The sequence below is a fragment of the Adlercreutzia agrestimuris genome, assembly GCF_943193125.1.
GTDB classification, from domain to species: domain Bacteria; phylum Actinomycetota; class Coriobacteriia; order Coriobacteriales; family Eggerthellaceae; genus Xiamenia; species Xiamenia agrestimuris.
Genome location: NZ_CALPCX010000002.1, coordinates 90656 through 116707, shown reverse-complemented (window position 1 = coordinate 116707; position 26052 = coordinate 90656). Strand labels below are relative to the sequence as shown.

Below are 26052 nucleotides of genomic sequence, written 5' to 3'. Positions count from 1 at the left end.
TTCACTAGGCTAAAGCTTACGTCGCGCAAGTCTTAGCCCTCAAATCCGCTCTTGTCGTCAGACGATACGACATGCTTGTCATATGCTGCATCGTCATTATGATCTTTATGCCTGAGTATAAACCCACTTTTGTGTTTGCGAATGGCTCGTTCGGCATCTCCACCATGCAAAAACACACCAACGATCCCTCGACCCAGCCTGCTCACCACACGCCCTGCAAAATGACCCACACGCCCTGCCTTGTGCGTCACTACGCGAACACCCTTCGCCACTTTGGGTGTCAAATCTGCCTCAGAGCGCGTCTTCCAGTCAAAATAAACACTCCAATAGCGCAGAAACACAACGCAAAATACGCATGCGATACCTGCCAACACCAAGGGACTTCCTGCTGCCGCCAGTGCAACATACACCACGGAGCCACCCAAACCAGCTACGGCATAAAAATTGCTCCGCTGGAAAATGCCCGGAGTTTCGCCTACACAAATATCACGGATTGCCCCGCCACCCACTGCGGTAAGGCCACCTAAGATGATAGACAAAACGATGCCTTGTTCACACGAGTATGCCTTTGAAGCGCCTGCCAACGCAAAAAGCGCAACAGAGAGCGCATCTGCAAAGAACACTGTCGCATCAAGATGGCGAAAAATCCCGCGGAAATAAAATACGAATGTGCAAATAAAGATGCAGATCAAAATCAAATCTGGATGTGAGGTGAAATACACCCCATAATCTTGCATGAGCAGGTCACGAACAATGCCGCCACCGTAGCCCGTCAAAAGACCAAGTACGACGGTGCCAATGATGTCAAGCTTGCGATCGCATGCGAAAAGCGCACCGGTAAGCACACCAACAATAACCGAGAAGTAATCAATACTCCACGGCACGGTAAGTACTTGGGCTTCTACCATTTGTTGCCAAAACGCTGTTTCCATACTATAAGTATCGCAAACATGCCGCCTTAGGACAAATACATTCGCAAAGTTCGATTCAACTCTTTGACATCAATTGGCTTGGTCATAAAACCTTCCATGCCTGCATCTAGCGCACGTATTCTGTCTTCGCTAAATGCATTTGCTGTCATGGCCACAATAGGAGGCATGCGACGTTTGTCTTGAACCGCTATCTCGCAAATAGTTCTTGTCGCTTCAATGCCATCCATGCGGGGCATTTTCATATCCATGAAGACCAGGTCATAGTAGCCATCCGGCGCTTTTGAAACCATGGAAACTGCTTTCACACCATCGCAAGCTTCCTCAACTACAGCACCAGTTTGCCCTATTAGTTCACGCGCAATTTCGCGATTAAGCTCATTGTCTTCCACGAGCAAAACGCGTCCAGTCAGTTTTTTCTCTTCCTGTGCCTTGCGAGGACTTACTTGAATATCCTGCTCAACGCAGCACGCCTTGAGAACATGACACAAGCGCGACTTAAACAGCGGTTTAGAAATAAAAGCTGTTACTCCCGCATCGCGCGCCTCGTCTTCAACTTCAGTCCAATCATAGGCGGTCAACAATATGATGGGCATAGCATCGCCCACCTCTTCACGAATGCGGCGAATGGTTTCAATGCCATCTACCCCCGGCATCATCCAATCCACAATGATGGCTTGGTAGTCATTTTTGGCAACATGCGCTTGCACAACCAACGCTACCGCTTCAAGACCCGAAGAAGCGCTTGAACCCACCACGCCTACTTCTTTGAGTATAGCAACGGTATTCTCCAAAACGTCGGTGTCATCATCAACAATAAGTACTTCAAGTCCCTCAAGCTGCGAGAAGTCCTCTTCAACATCGCTATCTTCGGCTGGCTTCAATGGAATAGTCATCGTGAAGGTTGAGCCTTTGCCCTTCGTGCTTTTCACCTCAATGGTGCCACCCATCATCTCCACAACATTTTTGGTGATAGCCATACCAAGACCGGTGCCTTCAATGGAATGATCAAAGCCACCCTCTTCGCGCTCAAATGGATCAAAGACGTGCTTGACGAAATCCTCTGTCATGCCAACGCCGTTGTCTTGAACTACAAAACGATAGTCGCGATATCCAACACGGCGCGATGTCTCTTCGCTCAATGAAAAGCGAACCATGCCTCCTTCAGGCGTATACTTGACCGCATTGCCAAGCAAGTTTAGTAATGCCTGATTAATGCGCATAGAATCACCAATGACAACCTCTTGTTCAATGTTGCCAATAACAATATCAAGCATGAGTTTCTTAGCGCGCGTTTGTGGCTGCACAATGGTGACAACTTCATTAATCATATCGGGGAAATTGAAGCGCTCCTCGTTAAGCATGATTTTGCCACGTTCGATTTTGCTCATGTCAAGCACGTCGTTAATGAGGCAGAGCAAGTGTTTGGAAGACGTAGAGATACGATTCAAACACTCTTGAACGCGTTGCGTGTCATCAATGTGCGATGTAGCAATAGTGGTCAAGCCTACAATTGCATTCATAGGAGTTCGAATATCGTGGCTCATGTTGGAGAGGAATTGCGATTTAGCCGCACTTGCGCTTTCTGCCAAAGCAAGCGCATCTTCAACCTTTTGCTGCATAACCTCTTGTTGTTGTATGCGACGGCGAAGCATAAGCAAGTAAGCAATAAGCGATATGAGCACAACGCCGAAGAGCACCGTAGCAAGCATTATTGTAAAGGTTCCTCGAGCGGCACCACTGGCATAAAGCGCTTCTACTGAATCGCTGGATTCTTCCAAGATGGTGATATCGCATTGCAAAAGTTCCGCTATAAGCGGGCGAATATCTTCGTTAACGAATGCGGCAATTTCAACATCGGTAACGCTGCCATCTTTTGCAAGCACCAAAAGCTGTTCTTGGAGCGAAACAAGCTTTTCGTAACCTTCTTGCAGCTTAATACCTTCAGTGCCTGTTACCATCTCGCTCTCAGCAAGCACCGTGATGAATCCGCAGAGTTCATCGTCAATTTGTTCATATGAACGCTCCATGCCATTAATGGCTTCATCAGTGCGAACATACAACGGTATATCTGCAAGCGTTTGCAGTTGCACAAGAAGGGTTTCAACGCGTCCCGCCGCAACCGAAACAGGATATGCTCCCGTGCGAATTGAATCTATTTGATTGGTAAGGGAAACAACATTGTTGGTAATAACAATATAAGAAGTAATCAGAAGAACAACAACCACACCCGCAATAATGGCAGCTAAACGAGATGTTGCCCTATATTGCTTCTTTATGTCTTCTGTAGAATTCGTCTCCGGCATTGCACTTCTCCTCAAACGCAATAAAGGTCTTTGCTCTCTCGTGCAAAGACCTTTACATTATCGTTCAACAAAAGCTTTGATGAAATGCCGTTTTCTATCGGTTAACCAAATGATGACTTAACCGGGAAACAAACAGTGGACCTGAAAGCCCCTCTCAGAAAGCTCGCGCTTTACTGACCGGGTACGGTTGGTGTATTTGTTGCCGGATTTTGATCTGGTGTGTTTGACTCATTGGGTTGATTGTTCTCGGTTCCCTCTTGAAAGTCCTCAGTCATGCCCTCATTGTTCATGACGTCTTCACCGTTGTTCTCTCCGCCTTCAACGTTTTCTTCAGTATTCTCTTCAACAGCAACTTCTTCTCCCTCAACAGGAACGTCGCCAGCTACTTCTCCTTCATCAATGCCGGCGCCCTCAAGGGCAGCTTCGCTTTGATATGGCGCCATATCAATTGAGTATGGCAAACCTTCAGGCATGGGATTGATAACGAGATCTGCAGCATCAGCGTACTCTGCGAACCAATCGCTAAAAGTCGTGGATGCCATAGCAGAAGCCTGAGAACGGAACAGTTCTACAAAATCAGTTGGCACCTGGTCAAGAGAAGTGAATCCATCTTCAGGTACGGAAAGCACTTCAGTGCACTTGATAATGCGAATACCATCATCATCAAAAACTAAATCACTTACCTGATCAAGATCAAGATCTTCAAGGGCAGCATAATAGCTTGTCGTAAGTGCAGCAAGGCTGTCCCAGCCCATATCGCCACCGTTGGCTTTGCTTGCGTCGTCTAAAGAATACTCATTGACTGCATCTTCAAAGGTCAAGTCACCTGAATTGATGCGATTGAGCGCCTCACGAGCTGTTCGCTCATCATCTGCACCAAAAAGAATCTGGCTGGACTTCTTCGAGCCTTCCAACTGCGTAACGTTCTCTTGAATCAAAGCAAGCACCTGATCATCGGTTACTTCTTCGGTGGTCTCAGCAGCAACTGCTTCGCTGAGCTTTTGCTCAAGCAAACGGGGCTCAATAACGGTATCGCGATACTCTTCTTCAGTCAGACCTGAAGCCTCAAGAGCCTGCTGCCAAGCTTCGTCACCTTCAAATTGGCCCTTCACATCATTGAGCTGCTCGTCAATTTCACTTTGCTCTACTGTTACGCCTTTTTCTTCAGCGGCTGCACGAATCATGAGATCACGAGCATAATATTGAATAACGTCATCGCGTACGGTTTCGGGCGTATAGCCATTATCTGCCATCCACTCACCCCACGCGTCATCTTCGCTCAGATTCGTAGTGGCACGAAAATCCTCGATATATTCCGTGACGATTTTTTCACCAATATCAGTTGTTGTATCCCCGATGGTCAGGGTAGCAGCAACACCTTGCGACGTATCCGAGACACCAGTGCTGCCAGAATTATCACCAGCACATCCTGCAAGCGAAGCTCCAACTGCAACCGCCAGCGTCAATGCGCCAGCAAGTTTGATGCGATGCAAGCGTTTCATGTAACACCTTTCAAATCATACGTTAATTAAACATGCGTACCTCTTACCTTTAAGGCACGTGTCCGTGGGATAAACCTTTTGCCAAATGGAGATTGGCTCTTCTTCCCCCGCCAATAATCGGCTGTAATTTTGACCGCTGTGACAAAACTTTGGCAAGACTTCCTTGTAAAATGCCACAAAATATCAATATGCTACATATTTTGAAACAGATTGTTTAACTCGTACTTTTGCTGTCTTTGTCCCATTTTTGAGACAATAAACTACGAGCGTCTGCTGCTTCCATATGCTGCATTTTTCCGATTACCAAACGCGCTGCCTTTGCGTGCTGTCTTTTTAAGATCCTTCAAAACGTCTGCCTCCGAAGATCCCTCCAACGAAGCACGCAAGGTTACCACCTGATCACGCAAACGCGCCGCCTCTTCAAAGTCCATATTTTGCGAAGCCGAAGCCATCTCATCTTCCATGGAAGAAATAATGCGAAGAACCTCTTCACGCGAAAGCTCTGCAAGTTCTTTATTGACCTGCTCAGCAGTAGTATTACCCATCTCATCGGTGACATAACTCATGATGTCATTGATTGCTTTACGAATAGTCTGCGGCTCAATACCGTGCTCTTGGTTATATGCCATTTGAATCTCACGACGACGTTTTGTTTCGTCAATAGCGCGCCTCATGGAGTCAGTTATTTTGTCTGCATACATGATTACCTGACCAGAGACATTACGCGCTGCGCGACCAATTGTTTGAATCAATGAGCGATGATTGCGTAAAAAGCCTTCTTTGTCAGCATCAAGAATGGCCACCAAAGATACTTCTGGCAAATCTAAACCTTCTCGAAGAAGATTGATACCAACAAGTACATCAAATTCACCTTTACGAAGATCGCGCAAAATATCCACTCGATCAAGCGTTGCGATATCTGAATGCATGTAGCGTGCCTTCACCCCTTGATCCAAGAGGTGATCCGTAAGATCTTCTGCCATCTTTTTTGTGAGCGTCGTGATTAGCACACGTTCATTTCTCTCCACGCGCTCCTTCGCCTCGTCGATAATATCGTCAATTTGACTTGCACTTGGACGTACAACAATTTCTGGATCCAACAAACCTGTTGGACGAATAATTTGCTCAACCTGCTTTTGGCTAACTTTTTCTTCGTAATCACCAGGCGTTGCGGACACATAGACAAATTGAGGAATGCGATCTTCAAATTCATCAAAACGCAAGGGACGGTTATCAAGGCAGCTTGGCAGACGAAAACCGTGTTCGGCAAGTGTAATTTTGCGCGAGCGGTCTCCTTCATGCATGCCGCGAATCTGCGGGACAGTAACATGACTCTCATCAATAATGCACAGAAAGTCTTTGGGGAAATAATCTATGAGGGTATAAGGTGGCTCGCCTGGTGCGCGACCGTCTAAATGGCGCGAATAATTCTCAATGCCTGAACAAAAACCCATGGTCTCAAGCATTTCCAGATCGTATGCCACACGCATTTCAAGACGCTGGGCCTCTAAGAGCTTGCCTTCTTCTTTAAACTGCTCAAGACGCTGACGAAGCTCTTCTCGGATGGTCATCAACGCATGATCCATTTTGGGTCGCGCGGTAACATAATGCGATGCCGGCCAGATAGGAAGTGCTTCGTACTCGTTGATAACCTCCCCTGTCACCTGGTCAATTTCAGTAATACGCTCTATCTCATCGCCCCAAAACTCTATGCGAATTGGGTGGTCAGCATAGGGAGGAAAAACATCAAGTGCGTCTCCGCGAACACGAAAAGTGCCGCGTTTGAGTTCATAATCATTGCGATCATACTGAATATCAATCAGGTCATAAATCACCTGATCTCTATCCATTTCTTTTTGCTTATCAACAAAAACCGCCATGCCTGCATAGTCCATAGGACTACCAATGCCATAAATACAAGAAACCGACGCCACTACAATACAGTCTCTCCGTGAGAGCAGCGCACTTGTTGCAGCATGACGAAGTTTTTCAACTTCTTCGTTAATAGAGGCATCCTTTTCAATAAAGGTATCTGATGACGGAACGTAGGCTTCTGGCTGATAGTAGTCATAGTAAGAAACAAAATATACGACTGAGTTTTCCGGAAAAAACTCTTTAAGCTCAGCAGCCAGCTGGGCAGCAAGCGTCTTGTTGGGTGCCATCACCAACGTTGGTTTTTGCACAGCCTCAATGGTTTTAGCCATGGTAAATGTCTTACCAGAGCCCGTCACACCTAAAAGCGTCTGATAGCGAAGACCGTCCTCAATACCTTGCGCTAACGCTTCAATAGCCTGGGGCTGATCACCAGAAGGCTCAAAGGGAGACACCACCTTGAAAGGCGTAGAGGCAAGCCTCACCTCAGGCAGCTTGCCTTCCATTTCAATACCTTCAATATTAGAAAGATGCGAAGACACCGTGATCCTTTCAACAATAAATATGCAGAAATGTAGTGTAGCACGTCTCATAACAAATATGAACATTTGTTCGCATATCTTTTATACCGCTGACACTAATTCGTAACAGAGAGCTTTTAGCAGCGCGTCTCTTAATGCTAAACTCACGGCGAAGAGAGCTCTAACTCATTTGCTAAACACGAACGCCTATGCGCGAACATATCGCACACAGGCTCATAAACAATTTTTACAAGCGAGAGGACCGAGTAGATGACAATCCTTAAGCAAAACGCTTTAGGCATAGGCGTTTGCGCGCTTATTGCAATTCCTTGTTGGTTCTTGGGCGAAGCAGTTCCAGTAGTAGGCGGTCCGGTTTTCGCTATATTATTAGGTATGGTTATTGCGCTGTTTTGGAAGCAATCTTCACGAGGAAACGTCCAGACTGGCATTGGCTTTACCGCCAAAAAGATCCTTCAATGCGCGGTTGTCTTACTGGGATTTGGGCTCAATCTCACCCAGATAGCTCGCGTGGGCGCCGAATCGCTCCCGATCATATTAACCACTATCTCAACAGCGCTTATCATGGCATACCTCTTGCATAAATTGCTCCATATGGATTCAGCAATTTCCACGTTGATTGGGGTGGGCTCATCTATCTGCGGCGGTTCTGCCATTGCAGCAACAGCACCAGTCATTCGCGCAAAAGACGAAGAGGTAGCCCAATCCATCTCGGTTATTTTTCTTTTTAATGTATTAGCTGCGCTCATTTTTCCCACGCTTGGCAACCTTTTAGGTATGTCAAATGAAGGTTTTGGTTTGTTTGCAGGCACAGCAGTCAACGATACCTCATCGGTAACCGCAGCTGCAGCTGCTTGGGATGGCATGCATCCCGGATCAAATGCACTTGACGATGCAACGATTGTTAAACTCACACGCACCCTTGCCATCATTCCAATTACACTTGTTTTAAGCATGCTTATAGCGCGACGCGATAATGCTCAATTTGCTGCTGAAGCCGCGCGCAATCACAGCGTCGCCCAGCACGAAAACGCGTGCGAAGGATTCAGCCTCAAACGCGCATTTCCCCTGTTCATCCTCTTCTTCATTCTTGCTTCGGTAATAACAACGCTCTGCGTTGCACTTGGCGCTGACGCATCATGGTTTGCACCTTTTAAGACGCTTTCAAAGTTCTTTATCGTTATGGCAATGGCCGCTATTGGCCTTAATACCAATCTTGTTAAGTTGGTTAAATCGGGTGGCAAGCCTATCCTCATGGGCTTTTGCTGTTGGGTTGCCATTGCCGCTGCAAGTTTAGGCATGCAAGCCGTATTGGGGCTCTGGTAAAAACACTCGCTTACAAAATGAATACACCAAAACAAGAGCCCACCGAAGTGGGCTCTTTAAAGGCAATACACATTGAATGGGAGATGCACATTAGCAATGCGCAAAGGAGGGAAGGGAGTGCATGTTCTTAGAAATTGTGATAGTTAGGCTCACCCGGCGCAGCTGTTGCACCCAAAAAGCCCCTACGACCTAAACCCTGTGTACGTGTTTGCGACTTCATAATCAGTCCCCTTCCATAGGTTTACTTCCAAACAAACGTCCACTAACTCATCAAAATGGCGCTCATAGAAAGCCGCAAGTTCAGTTTTAGGGTCAAAAGGCATAACTACCGCGTTTCATAGATGTTATGGTGTCGGGCGGAATTACAACGACTTCTTGTAATCCTCCCACCATACTAACACCTCATTGCGAAGCTCTTCAGGCGTACCATCATTATTGAAGACCACATCAGCCGCCTCAATGCGATCAGCGTCGGTAATCTGTTGTGCAATACGACGACGCACGTCAGCTTCATTCCAACCAGCTTTTACCGCGCGCTCAATGCGCATATCCAATGGCGCCAAAACTGCAATAACAGCATCAGCGTCATAGGCAAGCGAACTTTGACGATTCTTAAATACTGAATATTCAACAACTACCGCATCGTTGCCTTGGCGCTCAAGTTCATCAATTTGATCCATGTACGCCTCTTCAATACGCGGCAAAGTAATCCGATTGAGTTTGCGCGTTTCGGAAGGATTCACAAATGCCTTTTCAGCAAGTTTAGCGCGCACAATCTCACCATTTTCATCCAGGATGTCTTCGCCAAATGTTTGCACGAGTTCGGTTTTAACCGTATCCCACATCAAAACATCATGCCCAACTTTATCCAGGTCAATAAAGGAAACACCTTGGTCTACTAAAGCTTTGCGCGCGGTTGATTTACCTGCACCCATTCCTCCAATGACGAACAGCTTTTTCATACCAACTCTACCTCCATAATCATGCCAGCACCAAGCACGGTATCCCCGTTATAGAGCACGGCGAATTGTCCAGGCGACGTAGCCGCCTCAGGGTCCCTCAAGGTTATACGAACCCCCTGACCCTCTGCGTTAGGTTCTATGATACACGGTGCGGGTTGACTTCGATAGCGCAGTTTAACTTGAGCTTCACACGGCGCATCCAGTCGGTCAATAAGCTGGTAGTTCATAGATCCGCACATCACTGCGCGCACGCGTGCTTGCTCGGCAAATCCCACAACAAGCTCCGAGGTATTCATGCGCTTTTCTACGACATAGTAAGGCTTTTCAGCGGCCACCCCAATTCCTTTTCGCTGCCCTACCGTAAAGCGCTCAAGTCCGTCATGATGTCCAACTATCTTGCCTTCTACTGTCACAATATTTCCTGGCGAAAGATTCACGCCTCGTTCAGCTAAAAATGATCGATAGTCGCCCTCGATAAAACAAATATCTTGGCTTTCTTCTTTCTCAGCTACCGAGAGTTTCATGTCACGGGCAATCATGCGAACTTCGGTTTTTGTCGTCCCGCCCAAAGGCAACAACAGGCGCGCCAACTGATCTTGGCGAAGCATTCCAAGCATATAGCTTTGATCTTTTTGCTGGTCAAGTGCTGTTTTAATAGCATACCTATTCGAGGAGAGCATCTGCACAACCCGCGCATAATGACCCGTGGCAACATACTCACAACCAAGTTCGTCAGCCACTTCTAAAAGCACAGGGATCTTACACGTTGCATTGCACCCCACACACGGGCTTGGCGTGAGACCATTTGCGTACTGATCAATAAATTCAGAGACGACGCACTGCTCAAACTCTTCGGTGCAATCAGCGACATAGTGAACAAGCCCAAGCCAGCGGCATACTCCGCGTGCGTCGCGCTCAGCCTTTTCCGAAGACTCTGAATCACGAAAATGACACGTTACACCAACAACGTCATATCCAGCTCTCATCAGAATCACTGCTGCCACAGCGCTATCAACACCGCCACTCATACCTAGCACAACACGTGGAGTAACGTTCTTATCTTCTCTATCTTCCATAGGGTTCTCTCCCACCATTTTCGCTCATAAAGCTCTTATCTAAGCTGCTTTTATTAATTGCGTTTTTGCTACCGTTATCTTCGCGAGCACCATTTGACTGAGGCTGCTCACGCAGAATGCAACAAAAGTAACCTATTGCACACGAACAGCTTCAGTTGCCACAAAGTTTCCAATCTTCGCTGTTATACTAGCAATACTGCGCCCTTTCGGTGTAGTTTCTATCCAATTGTTTTCTTATTAGTAAGTCAGCATCGCAGATTGGGGGAACATTAACAATGCCGGCTGCAAAGTCGCGTTATATTCCGGCGCTTGACGGACTGCGTGCGCTTGCGGTGCTTGCGGTCATCGTTTATCACATGGGCATGCCATGGGCCACGGGCGGTCTTTTGGGTGTGACGGTGTTTTTCGTATTGTCGGGCTATTTGATCACAAGTCTTTTGTCGATTGAATGGGACAACACGAAGACCATCAATCTCCCCCAATTCTGGCTCCGTCGTATCAGGCGTCTTTTTCCTGCCATCATATTTCTTGTTTTAGGTGCAGCTGCTCTCTGCACTATTTTCGACCACTCGCTTTTAACGAAGCTTCGCGAAGATATGTGGGCGGCATTGCTCTGGGTAACAAACTGGTGGTATATCTTCCATGATGTTTCCTACTTTGATGCGCTTGGTGCGCCATCTCCTCTCACGCATTTTTGGTCATTAGCAATTGAGGAGCAGTTTTATCTTATTTGGCCAGTTGTATTATTTGCGGCTCACAAATTTGGCGTTAAACGCTCCATCATGCGTAACGCCACCTTGGTTGTGGCGCTCTTGTCGGCGCTTGAAATGGCACTTCTTTTTGACCCCACCGCTGATCCTTCACGCGTTTACTACGGCACTGATACACGCGCGTTTTCGCTGCTTATTGGTGCGTGGCTTGCATTCGTGTGGCCCTCACACATGCTCGGCGCTGCAAAAAGCGTTCAAATTGCACCAACGGTTCGACGTGTACTTGATGGCGTAGGTCTCGTTGCTCTCATTGCGCTGATTATCATGATTGCTGAAGTTGATGGCTTTTCGCCATTTCTTTATCGAGGTGGCCTGCTGATTGCATCAGTGCTCACCGCCATTATTATTGCCGTCATGGTGCATCCTGCCTCTTTGGTTGGTAAATTCGCAGGCGTTGCTCCCTTGGTTTGGATTGGCAAGCGCTCTTACGCAATGTATCTGTGGCATTATCCGCTTCTGCTTCTCATGAACCCACGTTCTACCATTGCCGAAACACCCTGGTGGATGTATATCATTCAGATGGCTGTTATCTTTGTTGCGGCAGCAATTTCATATTCATTTGTTGAGAATCCCTTCCGCCATGGAGCATTAGGTAAGTTTATTCGCGCATGGCGCGCAGGCGAGATTGATTGGCCAGACTGGTTGCAGCTTCATGGACTTGCATGCGCGTTTGGCGCCGTCATTACCGCAATTGCAATAGGCGGTCTCATCTTTGTACCTTCAACCTCGGCAATTGAGGGCGCTGACCTGCTCAAAAGCGAAGAAGCGCAGGTTGTAGGCCTTCCTCCCGAAGATGCAGAAGATGCCCCTAAGCTTGACATTCTTCTCATTGGTGACTCGGTTTCGGTTCGCACTATTCCCTACTTCCAGGAGAAATTCCCCTTTGGCGCTATCAATGCTGCGGTAAACCGCCAACTTTATGTTGGCACTGAGGTGTATAACGCCTATGCTGCGCAAGATATCGTAGGAGATGTAGTGGTGTTTGCCCTCGGCACCAATGGCGTTGCTACCGACGATCAAATTGATGAACTCATGGCAGCAACGGGTCCTGATCGCCAAGTGTTCTTCGTTAACACTCGCAGTCCACAAACGTGGGTTGGCGAGACAAACTCTGCTATGGAGCGTGCACTTGAACGCTATCCTAATCTACATCTCATTGATTGGTATAGCTACAGTGCCGGCAGAGATGACTTGTTCGATGGCGACGGAACGCATCTCAATGAGGAAGGTGCAGCTGAATATATCCAGCTTATTTACGATGCCGTGTCTTCCTATCTCCCAGTCCATGATGCCGATGACGAAGCCGCACATCTCAAGAGCGGCTGGGAACTGGCAACGGATCGCATCGAGCCTTTCTTCAAGGACGAGGCGCGCATTAACGCCGGTATTGTTATGGACGGCATGCAGAATTGTATCAACGCTGACGACACTGACGGAATAGAGTAGTTCCTTCGCGCGCGAGACTGGATCTCCGCGTGAGCCCGGGTCTTCGCAAGCCCGAGTTCTCACGTGATAAAATTTGCAATAAAACACCAAACTTTGGCAGGAAATGTGTCCGATTAGGCGGATTGGGCCTCAAAATGGCTGGAAAAGCTGCCGATTAGGTGGGTCATCCTTCAAAAACCGCCTAATCGGCAACATTTCCTGCCACACTTCGCCAAAAACCGCCAAATATTAGTTCGGCTCTGTAACAATAATGGTGCGCAAGTTCGCTAAATTTCGCCCGATTTCGACATAATCCCTGTTCAGTTTAGCATTGACGCTGCAGCACACTATTAGGTTGCACCTACACGCATGCGAGTTAGCGAGTTAGCAAGTTATAGTACAAAAGGTTGTTTAAAATGATGCTTTAAGAACTCTTCAAAACGCTCAGTAGCGTTGTCTCTTTTGTGGGTTTCACTCTTATTGCAACCTTTGCATCTCCAGCGTTGACGACCAGAGCTATTAAAACCATTTCTTTTCATTTTAGACCCGCAAATTGGACAAATCTTGGTCTTCATCGTAGACACCTTAAAAAGAGAGAATATTTCTCTCTTTTATATGTGCTCAACTGGAAAAACTTTCAAGATTAGACACGTTTTTTGTCCGAGTGGATTTTTTCAAAAAAAGAGAAAATTGGGGTTAAAAATGGGTGCTGACCTGCATCAACACCCATTTTTCAGACACGTTTTTTGTCCTATAACCCTAAATAATACTGTGGGACTCTGGATGGTCTAAATCTCGGGTCCCTTATGAGTTATAGGGCAAAAAAACGGGTCACCCGAAGGTGACCCGCACAAAATACTTTGTTGCAAGAAAAGTTATTCTGCGTCAGCAACCTCAGCGGCAGCCTCTTCAACAACTTCCTCAACTGCATCTTCAGCAGCAGCCTCAACAACATCGTCAGCAACTACTTCAGCAGCTTCTTCTTCCTTCTTGTCAGCCTTCTTCTTAGAAGCCTTCTCCTCAGGAACGATTGAGTCATCAATCTCAATCTCGAAGCCCAAATCAGCAGCTGCAGCCTTCATTGACAGAGAGATGCGACGGCGCTCAGGGTTGATCTCCATGACCTTAACCTTAACATCGTCGCCCGGCTTTACAACCTGAGCCGGCGTGTCAATGTGACGCAGTGCCATCTCTGAGATGTGTACTAGACCCTCAATTGAGTCACCAAGCTCAATAAATGCACCAAACGGAACGATCTTGGTAACCTTACCGTCTGCAATTGAGCCTACCGGGTAGCTCTCAACAAGCTTTACCCACGGATCTTCGGTGGTCTGCTTGAGACCCAAAGAAATGCGCTCGCGGTTCAGGTCAACATCAAGTACCTCAACCTCAACCTCGTCGCCAACCTTAACAACCTCAGACGGGTGATTTACGTGGTTCCAAGACAGCTCAGAGATGTGTACCAGACCGTCAATGCCGCCAAGGTCAACAAATGCACCGAAGTCAACGATTGAAGAAACAACACCCTTCAGGCGCATGCCCTTCGTGAGCTTAGCGAGGATCTCAGCACGCTCATTCTTGCGGCCTTCCTCAAGCAAAACGCGACGAGAAAGAACAACGTTGTTGCGGTTGCGATCCATCTCAATAACACGAGCCTCAATCTCAGTGCCGAGGTACATGTCAAGATCCTTCACGCGGCGAAGGTCAACAAGCGAAGCAGGCAAGAAGCCGCGCAGACCGATATCAAGAATCAAGCCGCCCTTAACAACTTCGATAACCTCACCGGTAACAATCTCGCCAGCCTTGAACTTCTCTTCAACGCTAATCCAAGCACGCTCGTACTCAGCACGTTTCTTAGAGAGGATAAGACGACCGTCTTTGTCTTCCTTGGTCAAAACGAGTGCCTCAATAGCATCGCCCAAGCTTACGATATCAGACGGATCTGCATCTTTGCGGATGGAAAGTTCGCGAGCAGGAATAACACCTTCGCTCTTGAATCCAATGTCAACAAGCACCTCATCGTGCTCGATCTTGACGACGGTACCATCTACCAGATCACCCTCGTCAAACTCGGTCAGCGTGCCGTCAATCATCTGATTCATCTCATCATCTGAAATGTCCTCAAAATCAATAACGGACGTGTTTTTGATGTCGGTCAAAACGGACCCCTTTCAAAACTCGGGGACCCCATCTCATGGTTGCTTGCGACTATTACCATGTTCGCTTGCAGAAGCGCGAGCTTATGCGTACGTGCAACAAACATGTCTCGGGGGCCAATAAAATTACCTTGCTTATAAGACTTTCCTATAAGCCTTCGTAGTTTAACACAGAAGCTCGGTGAACATTCACAAATTTATACACTGAGCACAAGAAATATGAGGAAAAATTGCTTTGCATTATTGAGGTTTCCCACAGTGTTAAGAAGCAGCTCTCATACAGCAGATTCGCCCGTTTCACCCGTACGAATACGAATAACCTGTTCTACTGGAGCAATAAAGATTTTTCCATCTCCTACTTCGCCCGTGCGAGCAGTATCAGCAATGAGAGCAGCAATCTCATCAGCACGATCATCTTCTACGACCAGCTCGAACTTCACCTTGGGAATCATGTTTAAAAGTACCTCGGTTCCGCGGTAGTATTCTTTCCAACCGTGTTGATTTCCGCACCCCTGCACCTGAGAGATTGTCATGCCAGAGACATCATGAGCAAACAAGACCTCTTTGATGGGCTCCATTTTCTCGGGTCGCACTATAGCAGTAACTCGTTTCATATTGTTTCCTTTCAGCGAAAGCTCCTGGAATGTATTGCAAAAAATGACAGGTATACGCAGCGTGTTTTGTAATCAAACCCACTAGTCAAGCCCCACAAATGCCGGATAGGCACTCTCTCCATGAGTTGCCACATCAAGACCTTGCGCCTCATCGGCATCACTCACGCGCAAGCTACCCTTAAAACATGCGGTAACAATCAAACCAATAACAACATCTAGAATTATCACAAAAGCGATGGTGACCACGATGCCTGCAATCTGGCTTCCCAGAAGCGAAAAATCGCCCGTGTAAAGCAAGCCGCCAAAATCTGTCCAAGACAGCTCAGGCACACAAAACACTCCGGTCAAGATACCTCCAACAATACCACCCACCGTATGGCAGCCAAATGCATCTAGGGCGTCATCGTAGCCAAACTTCCTCTTGCAAAAGGAAATGGCGAAATAGCAGCATGGCGTCACCAAAAAGCCCATAGCTATTGCAGACCATGGCTCAACAAAGCCCGCAGCAGGCGTGATGGCGACCAAACCCGCAACCAAGCCCGTTGCAGCACCCACAAGCGTGGCCTTACCTGCCACAATTCGCTCCACAAGCATCCAACACAAGAGCCCGGAAGCAGACGCAACCACCGTATTGAGCAGCGCCAAAGCCGCTATACCATCCGCAGCAAACTCTGAACCAGCATTAAACCCAAACCACCCAAACCAAAGCAAAGTTGCACCAAGAGCCACAAATGGAACATTGTGAGGTCGGTAACTCATCATGCCAAACCCCTTGCGTCTGCCCATCATGATGCACAAGATAAGACCAGTCAGGCCGGAGGAAATATGGACAACATCGCCGCCTGCAAAATCAAGCGCACCGATCATCTCACCAATAAGACTGCCTTCGCCTCCCCAAACCATATGTGCCAGCGGAGCATACACAACCAATACCCAAGGGACCATAAAGGCAACCATTGCACCAAACTTCATACGCCCAGCTACCGCGCCGGTAATAATTGCCGTGGTTATCATGGCAAATGCCATCTGAAATGCGATATTGATGATTGATGGATAAACCGCACCATCAGCTGCTTCAGTCTCGGTAAGCAAGTCTCTCATTACGTTCATACATCCGATTTGGTCAAACCCTCCAAAAAACGCAAGGGTTCCATCGCCGCCATAAGCAAAAGACCAACCTGCAACAACCCAAGACACCCCAACCACACCTATAACCACAAACACCATAATCATGGTGTTAAGGACATTCTTTCTGCGAGTTAAGCCGCCATAGAAAAACGCTAAACCGGGCGTCATAAGTAACACAAGCATAGTGCATACCAACATGAACGCTGTTGAACCAGAGTCATACATGATGCTTCCTTTCCTCGCAGGCTTCTTTTGAAGAAGCGTTTTGACGCCTCTTCATGAATGAGTACAGCATCATCATGCCACGCGTGAAAACGGCAACGAGAAAAGGGTGTCGTTATTAACGCGATGTAAAACGACTTTTAACATCCATGACGTTTTGTTTTTACTTGTCCGAAATAAAGTGAGTTATTTGCTTTGAGAAAGAACTCCTGAGAGCACTCTAAACGTGCGCTTGCTGATGGTGCGCAAGCTTACCTTTGCGTTAGTTCAGTTCCGAAAAGCATGCGCTCAAACTCAGGCACTGGTACGGGCGCAGAAACCAAAAATCCTTGGATTGTATCGCATCCAACTTCTTCCAAGAACTTGCGTTGACCTGGTGTTTCTACACCTTCAGCAACAGTTCTCATATTTAACCGACGCGCAAGGTCAATGACAGTTGAAACCACATCAGCTTCACGACCTGTCTCGACATATGATCCGCCAAAGAATGTCTTGTCCAACTTCAGTACATCAACCTCAAGGTCTTTTAACATATTAATTGACGAATGCCCGCCCCCAAAATGATCTATTGAACAGGCATACCCTGCACGGTGAATGCGATCTATGAGATCAATAAAAGCAATGGGATTTTCAAATGCGAGTGTTTCTGACAACTCAAATTCGATATAAAAAGACGAAACACCATAGAGGTCTCGTATTTCATTAAAGGGCTCCGGAAAGTTTGGGTCAAGCAAATGCTGACGCGACAAATTCACTGAAAGCACCACGGGATTCACGCCCGCAACTGACCACGAATGCAGCAACGCGCAAACCTGCTCGAATACAAAGAGATCCAAATCAACAATGAAGCCATTCTTCTCAAAAAGAGGTACAAATGCATTCGGCAGCCTCATACCCACGCGTGGATCAAACCAGCGTACGAGCGCTTCAGCTCCCACGATTTCATCTTTGCGAAGATCAAGCTTCGGTTGTAAATGGATGACGAATTCTTCAGACTCAAGTGCTTCGCGCATTCTGCTTTCAATCTCACGCTCTAAAGCTCGTTCAAAATCAGAATGCTCTGCTGGCAGTTCAGCTGTTATACCATGCGCTTTCAAACCCATATCCGCAACAAGTGCTTGCGCCCCTTTATAAAGCTTGCACGCCGGATCATCAAAACGCGACTCAAGCGTGGCCAGGGGTTCACCGCCAAGACTTTCGTCCGCTATACCATTCAACACATCTGACGGGGCAAGCCATTCACAGACAAAACGTGCCGTCCCATCAGAAAGCGTAGTTACCCGAGCCACATCGGCATGAAGCGCATTACGCAAATCGGCAAGCTTAGAAGCAGCGGCAGGGACATCTCCGTCATCAACCAACTCATCAACACACACAAATACCGCCCGCTCAACATCAAGATCACAAGTGGTATCCTGCGCAGACACCAAACAGTCTGACTCGTATGTGTCTTCTAAGTCCAACATGCCCTTCCCCACTCTCAAGATAGCCAATGAGCCGATGATTTCATCATAGCGCAAATACGCATGACATAAAAACACAACTGATCTTTGTGCTCTCCGTAGCAGAAGTATCAATGGTGATAGAATAGATGATTATATTAGTTATAAATTTTTGAGAGAAGGGGTATCCATGTCTGTAAGTTTTGAGCCGGTTACCCGACCAGATGAAATTGAAGACCTTGCCACGATGGCATATGAGATTTGGCATGAGTATTGGCCGGCAATCATTGGCGAAGCACAAACCAATTACATGATCGAGAATTTTCAGAGCCTTGAAGCCTTTGTTCGCGATATGAGCGAAAACGCCTACGAATACTGGTTTTTGATTGACGATGCCGGCAACCGTGTTGGATATACCGGAGGACATGAAGAACCAGAGACAAATCGCTTCTTCATCTCAAAAATCTACCTTCGTTCAGATGCACGTGGCAAAGGATATGCACGCGCAACTGTCAACTTTTACAACAAGCTGTGTCACACGCGTGGTCTCAGTGCCATGTATCTTACGGTCAACAAGCACAATGAACTGGGAGTTCGCGCATACAAAGGAACAGGGTTTGAGGTAATTGACGCCGTTGAAACTGATATTGGCGAAGGGTTTATCATGGACGACTACATCATGGAGCGCCCGGTTAATTAGCTCATCTCGGCTTCTACTTTGCGCTGCGAATCTCTTTGAGGCGGTTCTGTATTGCCTTGGCGATGCTCTTACCATCAAGTTCAAGCTCGTCTAAGAGTTTCGCTGGAGCACCCTGCTGTACAAAAGTATCGTCAATACCAAGCACCAGCGTGGGCGCCATAACGCCCGCTTGAGCCATTTCGCCAAGCACGCCCTCTCCTGCGCCACCATCAACAACGCCACCTTCAACTGTCACCACCAGATCAAGTTGTGCAGCCGCTTTAATAGCATCAATATCAAGAGGCTTTACCCAGCGCATATCCACCACACGCGCTTCAATACCATGCAAAGACAGAATTTCCGCTGCGTCTTCGGCCTTTGAAACCATGCGGCCAAACGCAAGAATTGCCACATCTTTGCCCTCTCGCACTAATCGAGATACGCCCTCTTCTAGAACAACAGGCTCTTCAGGAACTGGCACACCTTCAGCTTCGCCACGCGGATAACGAATGGCGAATGGGCCACCCTTATGAAGCGCCGTATGGAGCGCGTTTACGAGCTCTTCTTCGTTTGAAGGAGTGAGCACGCGCATATGCGGCACCATGCGGGTGTATACCAAATCAAACATACCATGATGCGTTGGACCATCTTCGCCCACCACTCCGGCGCGGTCAATTGCAAACACCACATCCAAATCAGGGAGGGCGCAATTGATGATCATCTGGTCAATGGCTCGCTGCAAGAACGTGGAATAGATGGCTACAACTGGCTTCATTCCCCCAAGCGCCAAGCCGGCTGCTGAGGCTACACCGTGCTCTTCGGCAATGCCCACGTCAATAAACCGCTCAGGATAGGCTTGCGCAAATTGATCGAGCCCTGTGCCACCTTTCATGGCTGCAGTCAAAGCAACAATACGTGAATCCTTTGCCGCTTCGTCTACTAAAGCTTTGCCAAATACGCTTGTATAGGTAGGAGCTCCTGAGGGCTTCTTCTTTGCTTGGCCCGAATCAATATCGAAAGGCCCAATACCATGAAACTTCTCTGGATTAGCTACTGCAGGCGCATAACCTGCACCTTTACGAGTAACTACATGCACAAGCGCTGGAACGCCGGCATCTAAAACAACCGAAAGTGTTTCTTTTAACAAACCAATATCATGACCATCAATGGGAGCCGTGCACATAATTCCAAGCTGCTCAAAGAGCATGGTGTGCGGAATGGCCATATGCTTAAACGAGTCTTTCATATTGCGGCCGAAATTGGCAAGCGCATTGCCAAAGGGCCCTGAGCTTTCCAGTCGCTCCTGGAAGGTATCACGCGCACAGCGATATTGCGCTGATGCACGCATGTACCCCAGGTGCTTCATGAGGGCACCGACGTTGCGCGATATGGACATCTCGTTATCGTTGAGAATGATCACCATCGGCGTCTGAGATTGTCCAATTTGATTCAGCGCCTCAAATGCCATACCGCCTGCAAGGGCGGCATCTCCAATAACTGCAACAATCTTTTCATCCCCGTGACGAATATCGCGTGCCTCGGCAAGACCCATTGCAATGGAAAGCGAATCGGAGGCATGACCAGAAGGATGCACATCATAAGGACTTTCTTCTGGCTTAGGGAAGCCCGATAAGCCACCGTAGGTGCGCAACGTTGCGAATTCATCAAGACGTCCCGTAATTAACTTGTGTGCATATGACTGATGTCCCACGTCAAAAACGAGTTTATCCTTGGGAGAATCAATGAGTGAATGCACCGCCAAAATGATTTCAACAGCGCCCAGCGAAGAAGCAACGTGCCCTCCTGTTTCAGAGGTGACGGTGATTATTTCTTCGCGAATTTCCTGCGCCAGAATTCCGAGCTCTTCATCGGTAAGCACCTTAAGATCGGCTGGCGTTGTGACCATGTCGAGGATACGCTGTTGATCTTTCATATTATTGACCTTCGTTTGATGTGGTCATCTCTGATGCTGGCTGCTCATCAACCGCTTGCTCACCAGCTGGTTGTTCAAGTTGCTCAACAGCTTCGTCTGCCTCGGAAATATTCTCTTCAAGCAAATCCGTAGCACGAAGACCGAGAGAAACCGCCTCTTCGTAGAGGGTTAAAGCATCATCAAGCGGTAACTCGTCATCGGCTACCGCTTCCACAATTTCATCAAGTCGAGCCTTTAGGGTCTCGAAGTTGTCATAGGTCTCATTCGCCATCGCAAACCCCCGTGGAGAGGTTAGCGTCAGCGGGATCAGCCTTGACAGCAAGATCTTCGGTAGCAAGCTCATCGGCTTGAGCAAGTTCTTCAGCCGTAGGAGCCTCTTTACCAACTTCCTCGGCAAGGCTTTGAGAAATGCGACCTAAAATACCGTTAACAAATCGGGGTGATTCGTCTTCAGCGCCAAAGTCTTTTGCCAGTTCAACCGCCTCATTAATGGCAACTGAAACCGGCACATCATCAACAAACATCATCTCAAAAACCGCTAAGCGCAAAATTGAACGGTCTATGATAGGCATGCGCGACAGCGACCAATTCTCCGAGGTAGTTGTTAGATGTTTATCAATAGTAACCTGGTGAGATTCGCATCCACGAATGAGCATCATGGCGTAATCGCTCAGTTCGTCTACCTCATCAAGCACTTGACCACTTTCAGCCAATTGAGTAGGCGACTCATTGCAAATCTCACCGGTATATAACACTTGTAAAGCGCTGCGTCGAGCGCGTGTTCTTTCGTGGCGTTTAGAAGCCATAACGTCCCTTTTACTTTCACGCCTTAGCGAGCGAACTGAATGGCGTCGATGTACACATCAACCACATTTACGCTCACGCCAACCTGACTCTTTACCGCATCAGCAATTGCTTTGCGGATGTTTGCAGCAACTGTAGGTAACGCATATCCATACAGCACTTCAACGCGTACTGAAATGTTGAGCTTGCTATCTTCGTCAACACTTACTTCAACACCTTGCGTTGATGGCTTAGCACCCAACACTGAACGAATGGGGTTTGCAGTAGCGCTTCCCACTGCCGCCACTCCTTCAACCTCTTGGGTTGCCAGCGAAACAATGGTTTCAACTACACCAGGTGCAACTGCCATGCCATCGAAATTCAGTTCACTCATAATACGTCTCCCATCTGGGTTTCGATAAAGTCCGTTCGAGCATCTCCTGAACAAAATACCGCATTTTCAAGCACACGACGATGAAATGGGATAGTTGTTGCAATACCTTCAATTATGAACTCGTCCAAGGCTCGCTTGCCACGTGCAATTGCCTCTTCGCGATCTTGGCCATGCACAATAACTTTTGCTACCAAAGAATCGTAATACGGCGAAATCTTTGAGCCTGAACGAATGTAACTCTCAACGCGCACACCCGGTCCTGCTGGCGGCTCAAAACGCGTGATCGTACCAGGGCACGGACGGAATCCGTGCTCAGGGTCTTCCGCGTTAATACGGAACTCAATAGCGTGACCCTCGGGGGTAAACGGAGCGCGATCAGCACAGCTCATTGGTTCACCAGAGGCGATACGCAGCTGCTCTTTAATTATGTCAGTGCCAGTGATCTCTTCGGTTACGGGATGCTCAACTTGCACGCGTGTATTCATTTCCATGAAGTAGAACTTGCCGTCCGAATCAAGCAAAAACTCAATGGTGCCTGCGTTTTTATAGTCAACAGCACGAACAGCCTTGATGGCAGCAACGCCCATAGCGCGACGCAATTCATCGGTCAACGCAGGTGAAGGTGCCTCTTCGATCAACTTCTGATGGCGACGCTGAATTGAGCAATCGCGTTCACACAATGCAATATTGTTGCCGAAGTTATCAGCAAGCACTTGCACCTCAACGTGGCGAGGGCGCAACACAAGTTTTTCAAGGTAAACACCATCATTACCAAAGGCAGCTCCCGCTTCAGTACGTGCAGCTTGGTATTGTGCTTCCAGCTCTTCAGGAGCATGAACCTCACGCATGCCTTTGCCGCCGCCGCCCGCAGTTGCTTTAATGAGTACAGGGTATCCCACTGAATCAGCAAACGCTTTGGCTTCTTCTGCAGTATCAATGCAACCATCAGAGCCAGGCACAGTAGGAACACCGCATGACTTCATAGTCTCACGCGCTGATGATTTGTCACCCATGCGCTCAATACATTCAGCAGAAGGGCCGATAAAAACGAGATCGTTTTCTTCGCACATGCGCGCAAAATCAGCATTTTCTGCCAAGAAGCCGTAGCCCGGATGGATTGCTTCAGCGCCTGTATTTTTTGCTGCCTCAATAATATTAGCCATAACAAGATAGCTTTTATTGGCTTGCGCAGGTCCTATGCATACAGCTTCATCAGCATATTGCACCGGATAAGTGTTGGCATCTTCGGTTGAATAGACCGCAACGGTTTTGACGCCAAGCTCCTTGCAAGCGCGCATAATGCGCAACGCAACTTCGCCTCTATTTGCAATTAAAATTTTATTAAACATTATGCTGTCTCCGGAGCCGGGGCCGGGGCGCCATGCGGCTCGACATAGAAGAGAACGGTACCAAACTCAACTGGTGTTGCATCCTCAAGGCACACCTCGCGAACAGTCCCCATCTCTTCAGCCGTAATTTCGTTCATAAGCTTCATAGCCTCAACGATACACAACGTCTGATTTGCAGCAACCTCATCTCCCACCTTGACAAACGGCGGTTCGCCCGGGGCAGGTGAAGTATAGAAGGTACCAACCATTGGCGCTGTTACAGCATACCAATTTGCCGGTCGATCATTTGCCGGAGCTTCCTGCGCTTGTGCCTGCTGCGGCTGAACCGGGAGAGTTTGCGCTGCAGGAACCACCTGTGGAACCGCAACTGCCTCACTCGTACCCGGCATGCGAACCGCAATACGCATGCCTTCTTCTTCTACTACAATTTCGCCAACACCACTTTCTTCGGCGACGCGAACCAGTTCGCGAATCTGATTGATGTCCACGTAATCGTCCTCCTTGACGCTGCTTGACTCCTGTTCCATAAGGAAGTCAACCGTTTCTGACGTGCGATGCTTGCTCAGGAATGTACGCGCTTCGTTCGGGAAGAGCGCATACATAAGTACGTCTTCTTCACTTTGAGCCAAGTCCCCAATTTCTTCAGCAACTTGATCATATGTAGTGGTTACCAATGAACCTGGTGCTACGTCTGGCGGCAACATTTCTGAATTGCCGACAACCTTAGCCACAATCTCTTTATCCATACGACCAGGAGCTTTGCCGTAGTAACCGCAGATGTAGTCTTTCATTTCTTTGGACACAACGCTCCAACGTTTGCCAGTTAAAACGTTGAAAACAGCTTGCGTGCCGACAATTTGAGACAGCGGCGTTACCAAAGGCGGATAACCCACCTCAGCGCGAACTTTAGGAATCTCGCGCATTACTTCAGGAAGGCGATCGCGAGCATTTTGTACCTCAAGCTGCGAAATGAGGTTTGACATCATGCCGCCCGGCACCTGATGCGAATAGACTTGCATGTGGATAAGCGATGATACGCCGCGCTTGTAGTGGCCGCGCTTGCGCATCTCTTCCCAGTACTCTGCAATCTCAAACAGAAGATCCAGGTCAAGACCAGTGTCATAGCGACTCTCTTGCAATGCAGCAACGATCATCTCAACAGCTGGGTGCGAGTTACCAAACGCCAATGGCGCTGAAGCGGTGTCAGCAATTGCAGCGCCGGCTTCGGCAGCCTTCAGAATGTTAGCCGGAGCCATACCACCAACATAATGGCAGTGGATATGAACAGGCAAACCGATTTCGGCATTAAAAGCCTTCACCATGCGCTCGGTACGATACGGCGTCAACATGCCAGCCATGTCCTTGATGCAAATGGAATCAGCACCAAGATCTTTCAGCTGCTGGCCATATTCCAAAAAGCTATCCAGTGTATGCACCGGTGACATTGTGTAAGAAATTGCACCTTCAAAATGCCCACCACATTCACGAATTGCCTCAGCATTGTCAACCACGTTTCGGATGTCGTTCAAAGCGTCGAACACACGAAATACGTGAATACCATTACGCTTTGCTGCTTTGATAAAGCGGTTGCAAATGTCACGAGAATAGTGCTTGTAGCCGACGAGGTTTTGTCCACGTGAGAGCATTGCAAGCGGAGTGTTGGGAGTTTGTGCCTTAATTGAACGCAGGCGTTCCCAGGGGTTTTCGTCCAAGAAGCGCAAGCACGTGTCGAACGTGGCGCCGCCCCAGGCCTCAATTGCCCAATATCCGACGCGATCCATTTTTGGCAGGATTGGCAGCATGTCTCCCACCTGCATGCGCGTTGCCCACAGGCTTTGCTGTCCGTCGCGGATGGTGGTATCCATGATTTGAAGTCTTGGCATGAACTCACACCTCCTTTTCTGCTGTTCGATACGTCAAAGAACCAAGCTATTACACTTGAATCCAAAATTATAAACAAACGCGTCACGCTTGGTTGCAAACATTGTCATTTCGCCGAGAAAAGCCACGCTTACACGGGCGGACGGCAGAGTTTTTCATTTGTGGTAAAGGCTGAAAGGGATCCGCTTATTTTCGCCGATTTTTTCTCGTTTAAACACCAAGTATCACATGGCAAACCGATAAATACCTTGAGCTGTTTTTGCTATATTTTTGCTCTTTAATCAGCCACTTTATTGATTAATTGGCAACCTGATGCGAAAACCAAGCGCCTCTTTTCGCGAAAGTAGCAGTCCTGCTCGCGATTGTAGTCTCTAGACTACAAGGCTTATTCGCGATGCGCATATGCTAATTGTATGACCCAAGCAAAGCACATATCAAAGAAAAAAGCGATCATGCTCAAAAATGATCCGCTTCTCCAGCAAATGTGCATGGTCTTTGGTCACAGCGTTCGCCGTGAACGCGAGCATCAAAATATCACCCAGCAACAACTCGGCAGCATGATCGGATCAGGTCATGCGCGCATTTCAGACATTGAATGCGGACTTGTGCCTTGTGGCTTCGATGAGATCGTTCGCATCTCACGCGCACTCGGAATAGACCCAATGCGGCTGCTTCCTTTCGACGAATGCACACTTGAGAAATATCCCGAACCCCAGCCACAACACGTCCCATTTCCCCACTTCTTTCGCTCCTAAGTTCATAGG

21 protein-coding genes are annotated in these 26052 nt (G+C 48.0%); 4 read left to right on the top strand and 17 right to left on the bottom strand.

Annotated elements, in window-relative coordinates; translation table 11 throughout:
- Nucleotides 1–32: 32 nt before the first annotated feature.
- The 4 genes from NFR28_RS03695 to uvrB form a co-directional block, all read right to left on the bottom strand.
- Nucleotides 33–932 carry a trimeric intracellular cation channel family protein gene (locus NFR28_RS03695; protein ID WP_251178484.1) on the bottom strand — a complete coding sequence of 300 codons (900 nt, stop codon included), beginning with the start codon at nt 930–932 and terminating at the stop codon, nt 33–35.
- A gap of 26 nt (nt 933–958) precedes the next feature.
- Nucleotides 959–3235 carry a response regulator gene (locus NFR28_RS03690; RefSeq protein WP_251178483.1) on the bottom strand — a complete coding sequence of 759 codons (2277 nt, stop codon included), beginning with the start codon at nt 3233–3235 and terminating at the stop codon, nt 959–961.
- 170 nt (nt 3236–3405) lie between these two features.
- Entirely contained in the window at nt 3406–4737 is a 1332-nt protein-coding gene (locus tag NFR28_RS03685) for a peptidylprolyl isomerase (RefSeq protein ID WP_251178482.1), read from the bottom strand.
- A gap of 260 nt (nt 4738–4997) precedes the next feature.
- Entirely contained in the window at nt 4998–7202 is a 2205-nt protein-coding gene (gene uvrB, locus NFR28_RS03680; protein WP_275556966.1) for an excinuclease ABC subunit UvrB, read from the bottom strand.
- 198 nt (nt 7203–7400) lie between these two features.
- Between uvrB and NFR28_RS03675 the strand changes: the two genes are divergently transcribed.
- Nucleotides 7401–8474 carry a YeiH family protein gene (locus NFR28_RS03675; protein WP_251178481.1) on the top strand — a complete coding sequence of 358 codons (1074 nt, stop codon included), beginning with the start codon at nt 7401–7403 and terminating at the stop codon, nt 8472–8474.
- A gap of 362 nt (nt 8475–8836) precedes the next feature.
- On the opposite strand, the gene coaE is transcribed toward NFR28_RS03675, so the two are convergent.
- Nucleotides 8837–9436 (bottom strand): dephospho-CoA kinase, encoded by a 600-nt coding sequence (gene coaE, locus NFR28_RS03670; protein ID WP_251178480.1) that lies wholly within the window; start codon nt 9434–9436, stop codon nt 8837–8839.
- Nucleotides 9433–10512, bottom strand: a complete 1080-nt coding sequence (gene mnmA / locus NFR28_RS03665; protein ID WP_251178479.1) for a tRNA 2-thiouridine(34) synthase MnmA — start codon at nt 10510–10512, stop codon at nt 9433–9435. The genes coaE and mnmA overlap by 4 nt, the downstream gene beginning before the upstream one ends.
- Nucleotides 10513–10787: 275 nt before the next feature.
- Here mnmA and NFR28_RS03660 point away from each other — a divergent pair, with 275 nt between their 5' ends.
- Nucleotides 10788–12728: an acyltransferase family protein gene (locus NFR28_RS03660; protein ID WP_251178478.1), complete on the top strand. Its 1941-nt coding sequence runs from the start codon at nt 10788–10790 to the stop codon at nt 12726–12728.
- 371 nt (nt 12729–13099) lie between these two features.
- Here the strand turns inward: NFR28_RS03660 and NFR28_RS03655 are convergent, their stop codons facing one another.
- The 5 genes from NFR28_RS03655 to NFR28_RS03635 form a co-directional block, all read right to left on the bottom strand.
- Entirely contained in the window at nt 13100–13282 is a 183-nt protein-coding gene (locus NFR28_RS03655; RefSeq protein ID WP_251178477.1) for a transposase-like zinc-binding domain-containing protein, read from the bottom strand.
- Between the two features lie 300 nt (nt 13283–13582).
- Complete coding sequence (rpsA, locus tag NFR28_RS03650; protein ID WP_251178476.1) at nt 13583–14866, bottom strand: 30S ribosomal protein S1; 1284 nt, start codon at nt 14864–14866, stop codon at nt 13583–13585.
- A 272-nt stretch (nt 14867–15138) separates the two neighbouring features.
- Nucleotides 15139–15477, bottom strand: coding sequence for a P-II family nitrogen regulator (locus NFR28_RS03645; protein WP_251178475.1), 339 nt, complete (start codon nt 15475–15477; stop codon nt 15139–15141).
- Between the two features lie 81 nt (nt 15478–15558).
- The gene (locus NFR28_RS03640; RefSeq protein ID WP_251178474.1) at nt 15559–16830 is read right to left on the bottom strand and encodes an ammonium transporter; all 1272 of its coding nucleotides are present in this window, start codon (nt 16828–16830) and stop codon (nt 15559–15561) included.
- Nucleotides 16831–17078: 248 nt separating this feature from the next.
- A complete protein-coding gene (locus NFR28_RS03635; RefSeq protein ID WP_251178473.1) occupies nt 17079–18293 on the bottom strand; it encodes an EAL domain-containing protein in 1215 nt (404 codons plus the stop codon).
- A gap of 166 nt (nt 18294–18459) precedes the next feature.
- Between NFR28_RS03635 and NFR28_RS03630 the strand changes: the two genes are divergently transcribed.
- Nucleotides 18460–18969: a GNAT family N-acetyltransferase gene (locus NFR28_RS03630; RefSeq protein ID WP_251178472.1), complete on the top strand. Its 510-nt coding sequence runs from the start codon at nt 18460–18462 to the stop codon at nt 18967–18969.
- A 13-nt stretch (nt 18970–18982) separates the two neighbouring features.
- Here NFR28_RS03630 and dxs read toward each other — a convergent pair whose 3' ends face one another.
- Genes dxs through accB form a run of 6 tightly spaced genes read right to left on the bottom strand, consistent with a single transcriptional unit; the run spans nt 18983 to nt 25290 of the window.
- The gene (gene dxs / locus NFR28_RS03625; protein ID WP_251178471.1) at nt 18983–20881 is read right to left on the bottom strand and encodes a 1-deoxy-D-xylulose-5-phosphate synthase; all 1899 of its coding nucleotides are present in this window, start codon (nt 20879–20881) and stop codon (nt 18983–18985) included.
- Nucleotide 20882: 1 nt separating this feature from the next.
- The gene (locus NFR28_RS03620; protein WP_251178470.1) at nt 20883–21152 is read right to left on the bottom strand and encodes an exodeoxyribonuclease VII small subunit; all 270 of its coding nucleotides are present in this window, start codon (nt 21150–21152) and stop codon (nt 20883–20885) included.
- Nucleotides 21142–21687: a transcription antitermination factor NusB gene (nusB, locus tag NFR28_RS03615; protein WP_251178469.1), complete on the bottom strand. Its 546-nt coding sequence runs from the start codon at nt 21685–21687 to the stop codon at nt 21142–21144. The genes NFR28_RS03620 and nusB overlap by 11 nt, the downstream gene beginning before the upstream one ends.
- 23 nt (nt 21688–21710) lie before the next feature.
- The gene (locus tag NFR28_RS03610; RefSeq protein ID WP_251178468.1) at nt 21711–22058 is read right to left on the bottom strand and encodes an Asp23/Gls24 family envelope stress response protein; all 348 of its coding nucleotides are present in this window, start codon (nt 22056–22058) and stop codon (nt 21711–21713) included.
- Nucleotides 22055–23407 carry an acetyl-CoA carboxylase biotin carboxylase subunit gene (accC, locus tag NFR28_RS03605; RefSeq protein WP_251178467.1) on the bottom strand — a complete coding sequence of 451 codons (1353 nt, stop codon included), beginning with the start codon at nt 23405–23407 and terminating at the stop codon, nt 22055–22057. The genes NFR28_RS03610 and accC overlap by 4 nt, the downstream gene beginning before the upstream one ends.
- Entirely contained in the window at nt 23407–25290 is a 1884-nt protein-coding gene (gene accB, locus NFR28_RS03600) for an acetyl-CoA carboxylase biotin carboxyl carrier protein (RefSeq protein WP_251178466.1), read from the bottom strand. The genes accC and accB overlap by 1 nt, the downstream gene beginning before the upstream one ends.
- A gap of 450 nt (nt 25291–25740) precedes the next feature.
- Between accB and NFR28_RS03595 the strand changes: the two genes are divergently transcribed.
- On the top strand, nt 25741–26043 hold the full coding sequence (locus NFR28_RS03595; protein WP_251178465.1) for a helix-turn-helix domain-containing protein: 303 nt from the start codon (nt 25741–25743) through the stop codon (nt 26041–26043).
- The last annotated feature ends 9 nt before the right edge of the window (nt 26044–26052 follow it).

Excerpts from the sequence above, each read along its gene's own strand:
- NFR28_RS03640 (WP_251178474.1), bottom strand. The coding sequence starts at position 16,830 with ATGTATGACTCTGGTTCAACAGCGTTCATGTTGGTATGCACTATGCTT.
- accB (WP_251178466.1), bottom strand. The coding sequence starts at position 25,290 with ATGCCAAGACTTCAAATCATGGATACCACCATCCGCGACGGACAGCAA.
- coaE (WP_251178480.1), bottom strand. The coding sequence starts at position 9,436 with ATGAAAAAGCTGTTCGTCATTGGAGGAATGGGTGCAGGTAAATCAACC.
- NFR28_RS03685 (WP_251178482.1), bottom strand. The coding sequence starts at position 4,737 with ATGAAACGCTTGCATCGCATCAAACTTGCTGGCGCATTGACGCTGGCG.
- NFR28_RS03690 (WP_251178483.1), bottom strand. The coding sequence starts at position 3,235 with ATGCCGGAGACGAATTCTACAGAAGACATAAAGAAGCAATATAGGGCA.
- accC (WP_251178467.1), bottom strand. The coding sequence starts at position 23,407 with ATGTTTAATAAAATTTTAATTGCAAATAGAGGCGAAGTTGCGTTGCGC.
- NFR28_RS03660 (WP_251178478.1), top strand. The coding sequence starts at position 10,788 with ATGCCGGCTGCAAAGTCGCGTTATATTCCGGCGCTTGACGGACTGCGT.
- NFR28_RS03655 (WP_251178477.1), bottom strand. The coding sequence starts at position 13,282 with ATGAAGACCAAGATTTGTCCAATTTGCGGGTCTAAAATGAAAAGAAAT.
- NFR28_RS03635 (WP_251178473.1), bottom strand. The coding sequence starts at position 18,293 with ATGTTGGACTTAGAAGACACATACGAGTCAGACTGTTTGGTGTCTGCG.
- nusB (WP_251178469.1), bottom strand. The coding sequence starts at position 21,687 with ATGGCTTCTAAACGCCACGAAAGAACACGCGCTCGACGCAGCGCTTTA.
- NFR28_RS03630 (WP_251178472.1), top strand. The coding sequence starts at position 18,460 with ATGTCTGTAAGTTTTGAGCCGGTTACCCGACCAGATGAAATTGAAGAC.
- uvrB (WP_275556966.1), bottom strand. The coding sequence starts at position 7,202 with ATGAGACGTGCTACACTACATTTCTGCATATTTATTGTTGAAAGGATC.
- NFR28_RS03695 (WP_251178484.1), bottom strand. The coding sequence starts at position 932 with ATGGAAACAGCGTTTTGGCAACAAATGGTAGAAGCCCAAGTACTTACC.
- NFR28_RS03620 (WP_251178470.1), bottom strand. The coding sequence starts at position 21,152 with ATGGCGAATGAGACCTATGACAACTTCGAGACCCTAAAGGCTCGACTT.
- dxs (WP_251178471.1), bottom strand. The coding sequence starts at position 20,881 with ATGAAAGATCAACAGCGTATCCTCGACATGGTCACAACGCCAGCCGAT.
- NFR28_RS03675 (WP_251178481.1), top strand. The coding sequence starts at position 7,401 with ATGACAATCCTTAAGCAAAACGCTTTAGGCATAGGCGTTTGCGCGCTT.
- NFR28_RS03610 (WP_251178468.1), bottom strand. The coding sequence starts at position 22,058 with ATGAGTGAACTGAATTTCGATGGCATGGCAGTTGCACCTGGTGTAGTT.
- NFR28_RS03595 (WP_251178465.1), top strand. The coding sequence starts at position 25,741 with ATGCTCAAAAATGATCCGCTTCTCCAGCAAATGTGCATGGTCTTTGGT.
- mnmA (WP_251178479.1), bottom strand. The coding sequence starts at position 10,512 with ATGGAAGATAGAGAAGATAAGAACGTTACTCCACGTGTTGTGCTAGGT.
- NFR28_RS03645 (WP_251178475.1), bottom strand. The coding sequence starts at position 15,477 with ATGAAACGAGTTACTGCTATAGTGCGACCCGAGAAAATGGAGCCCATC.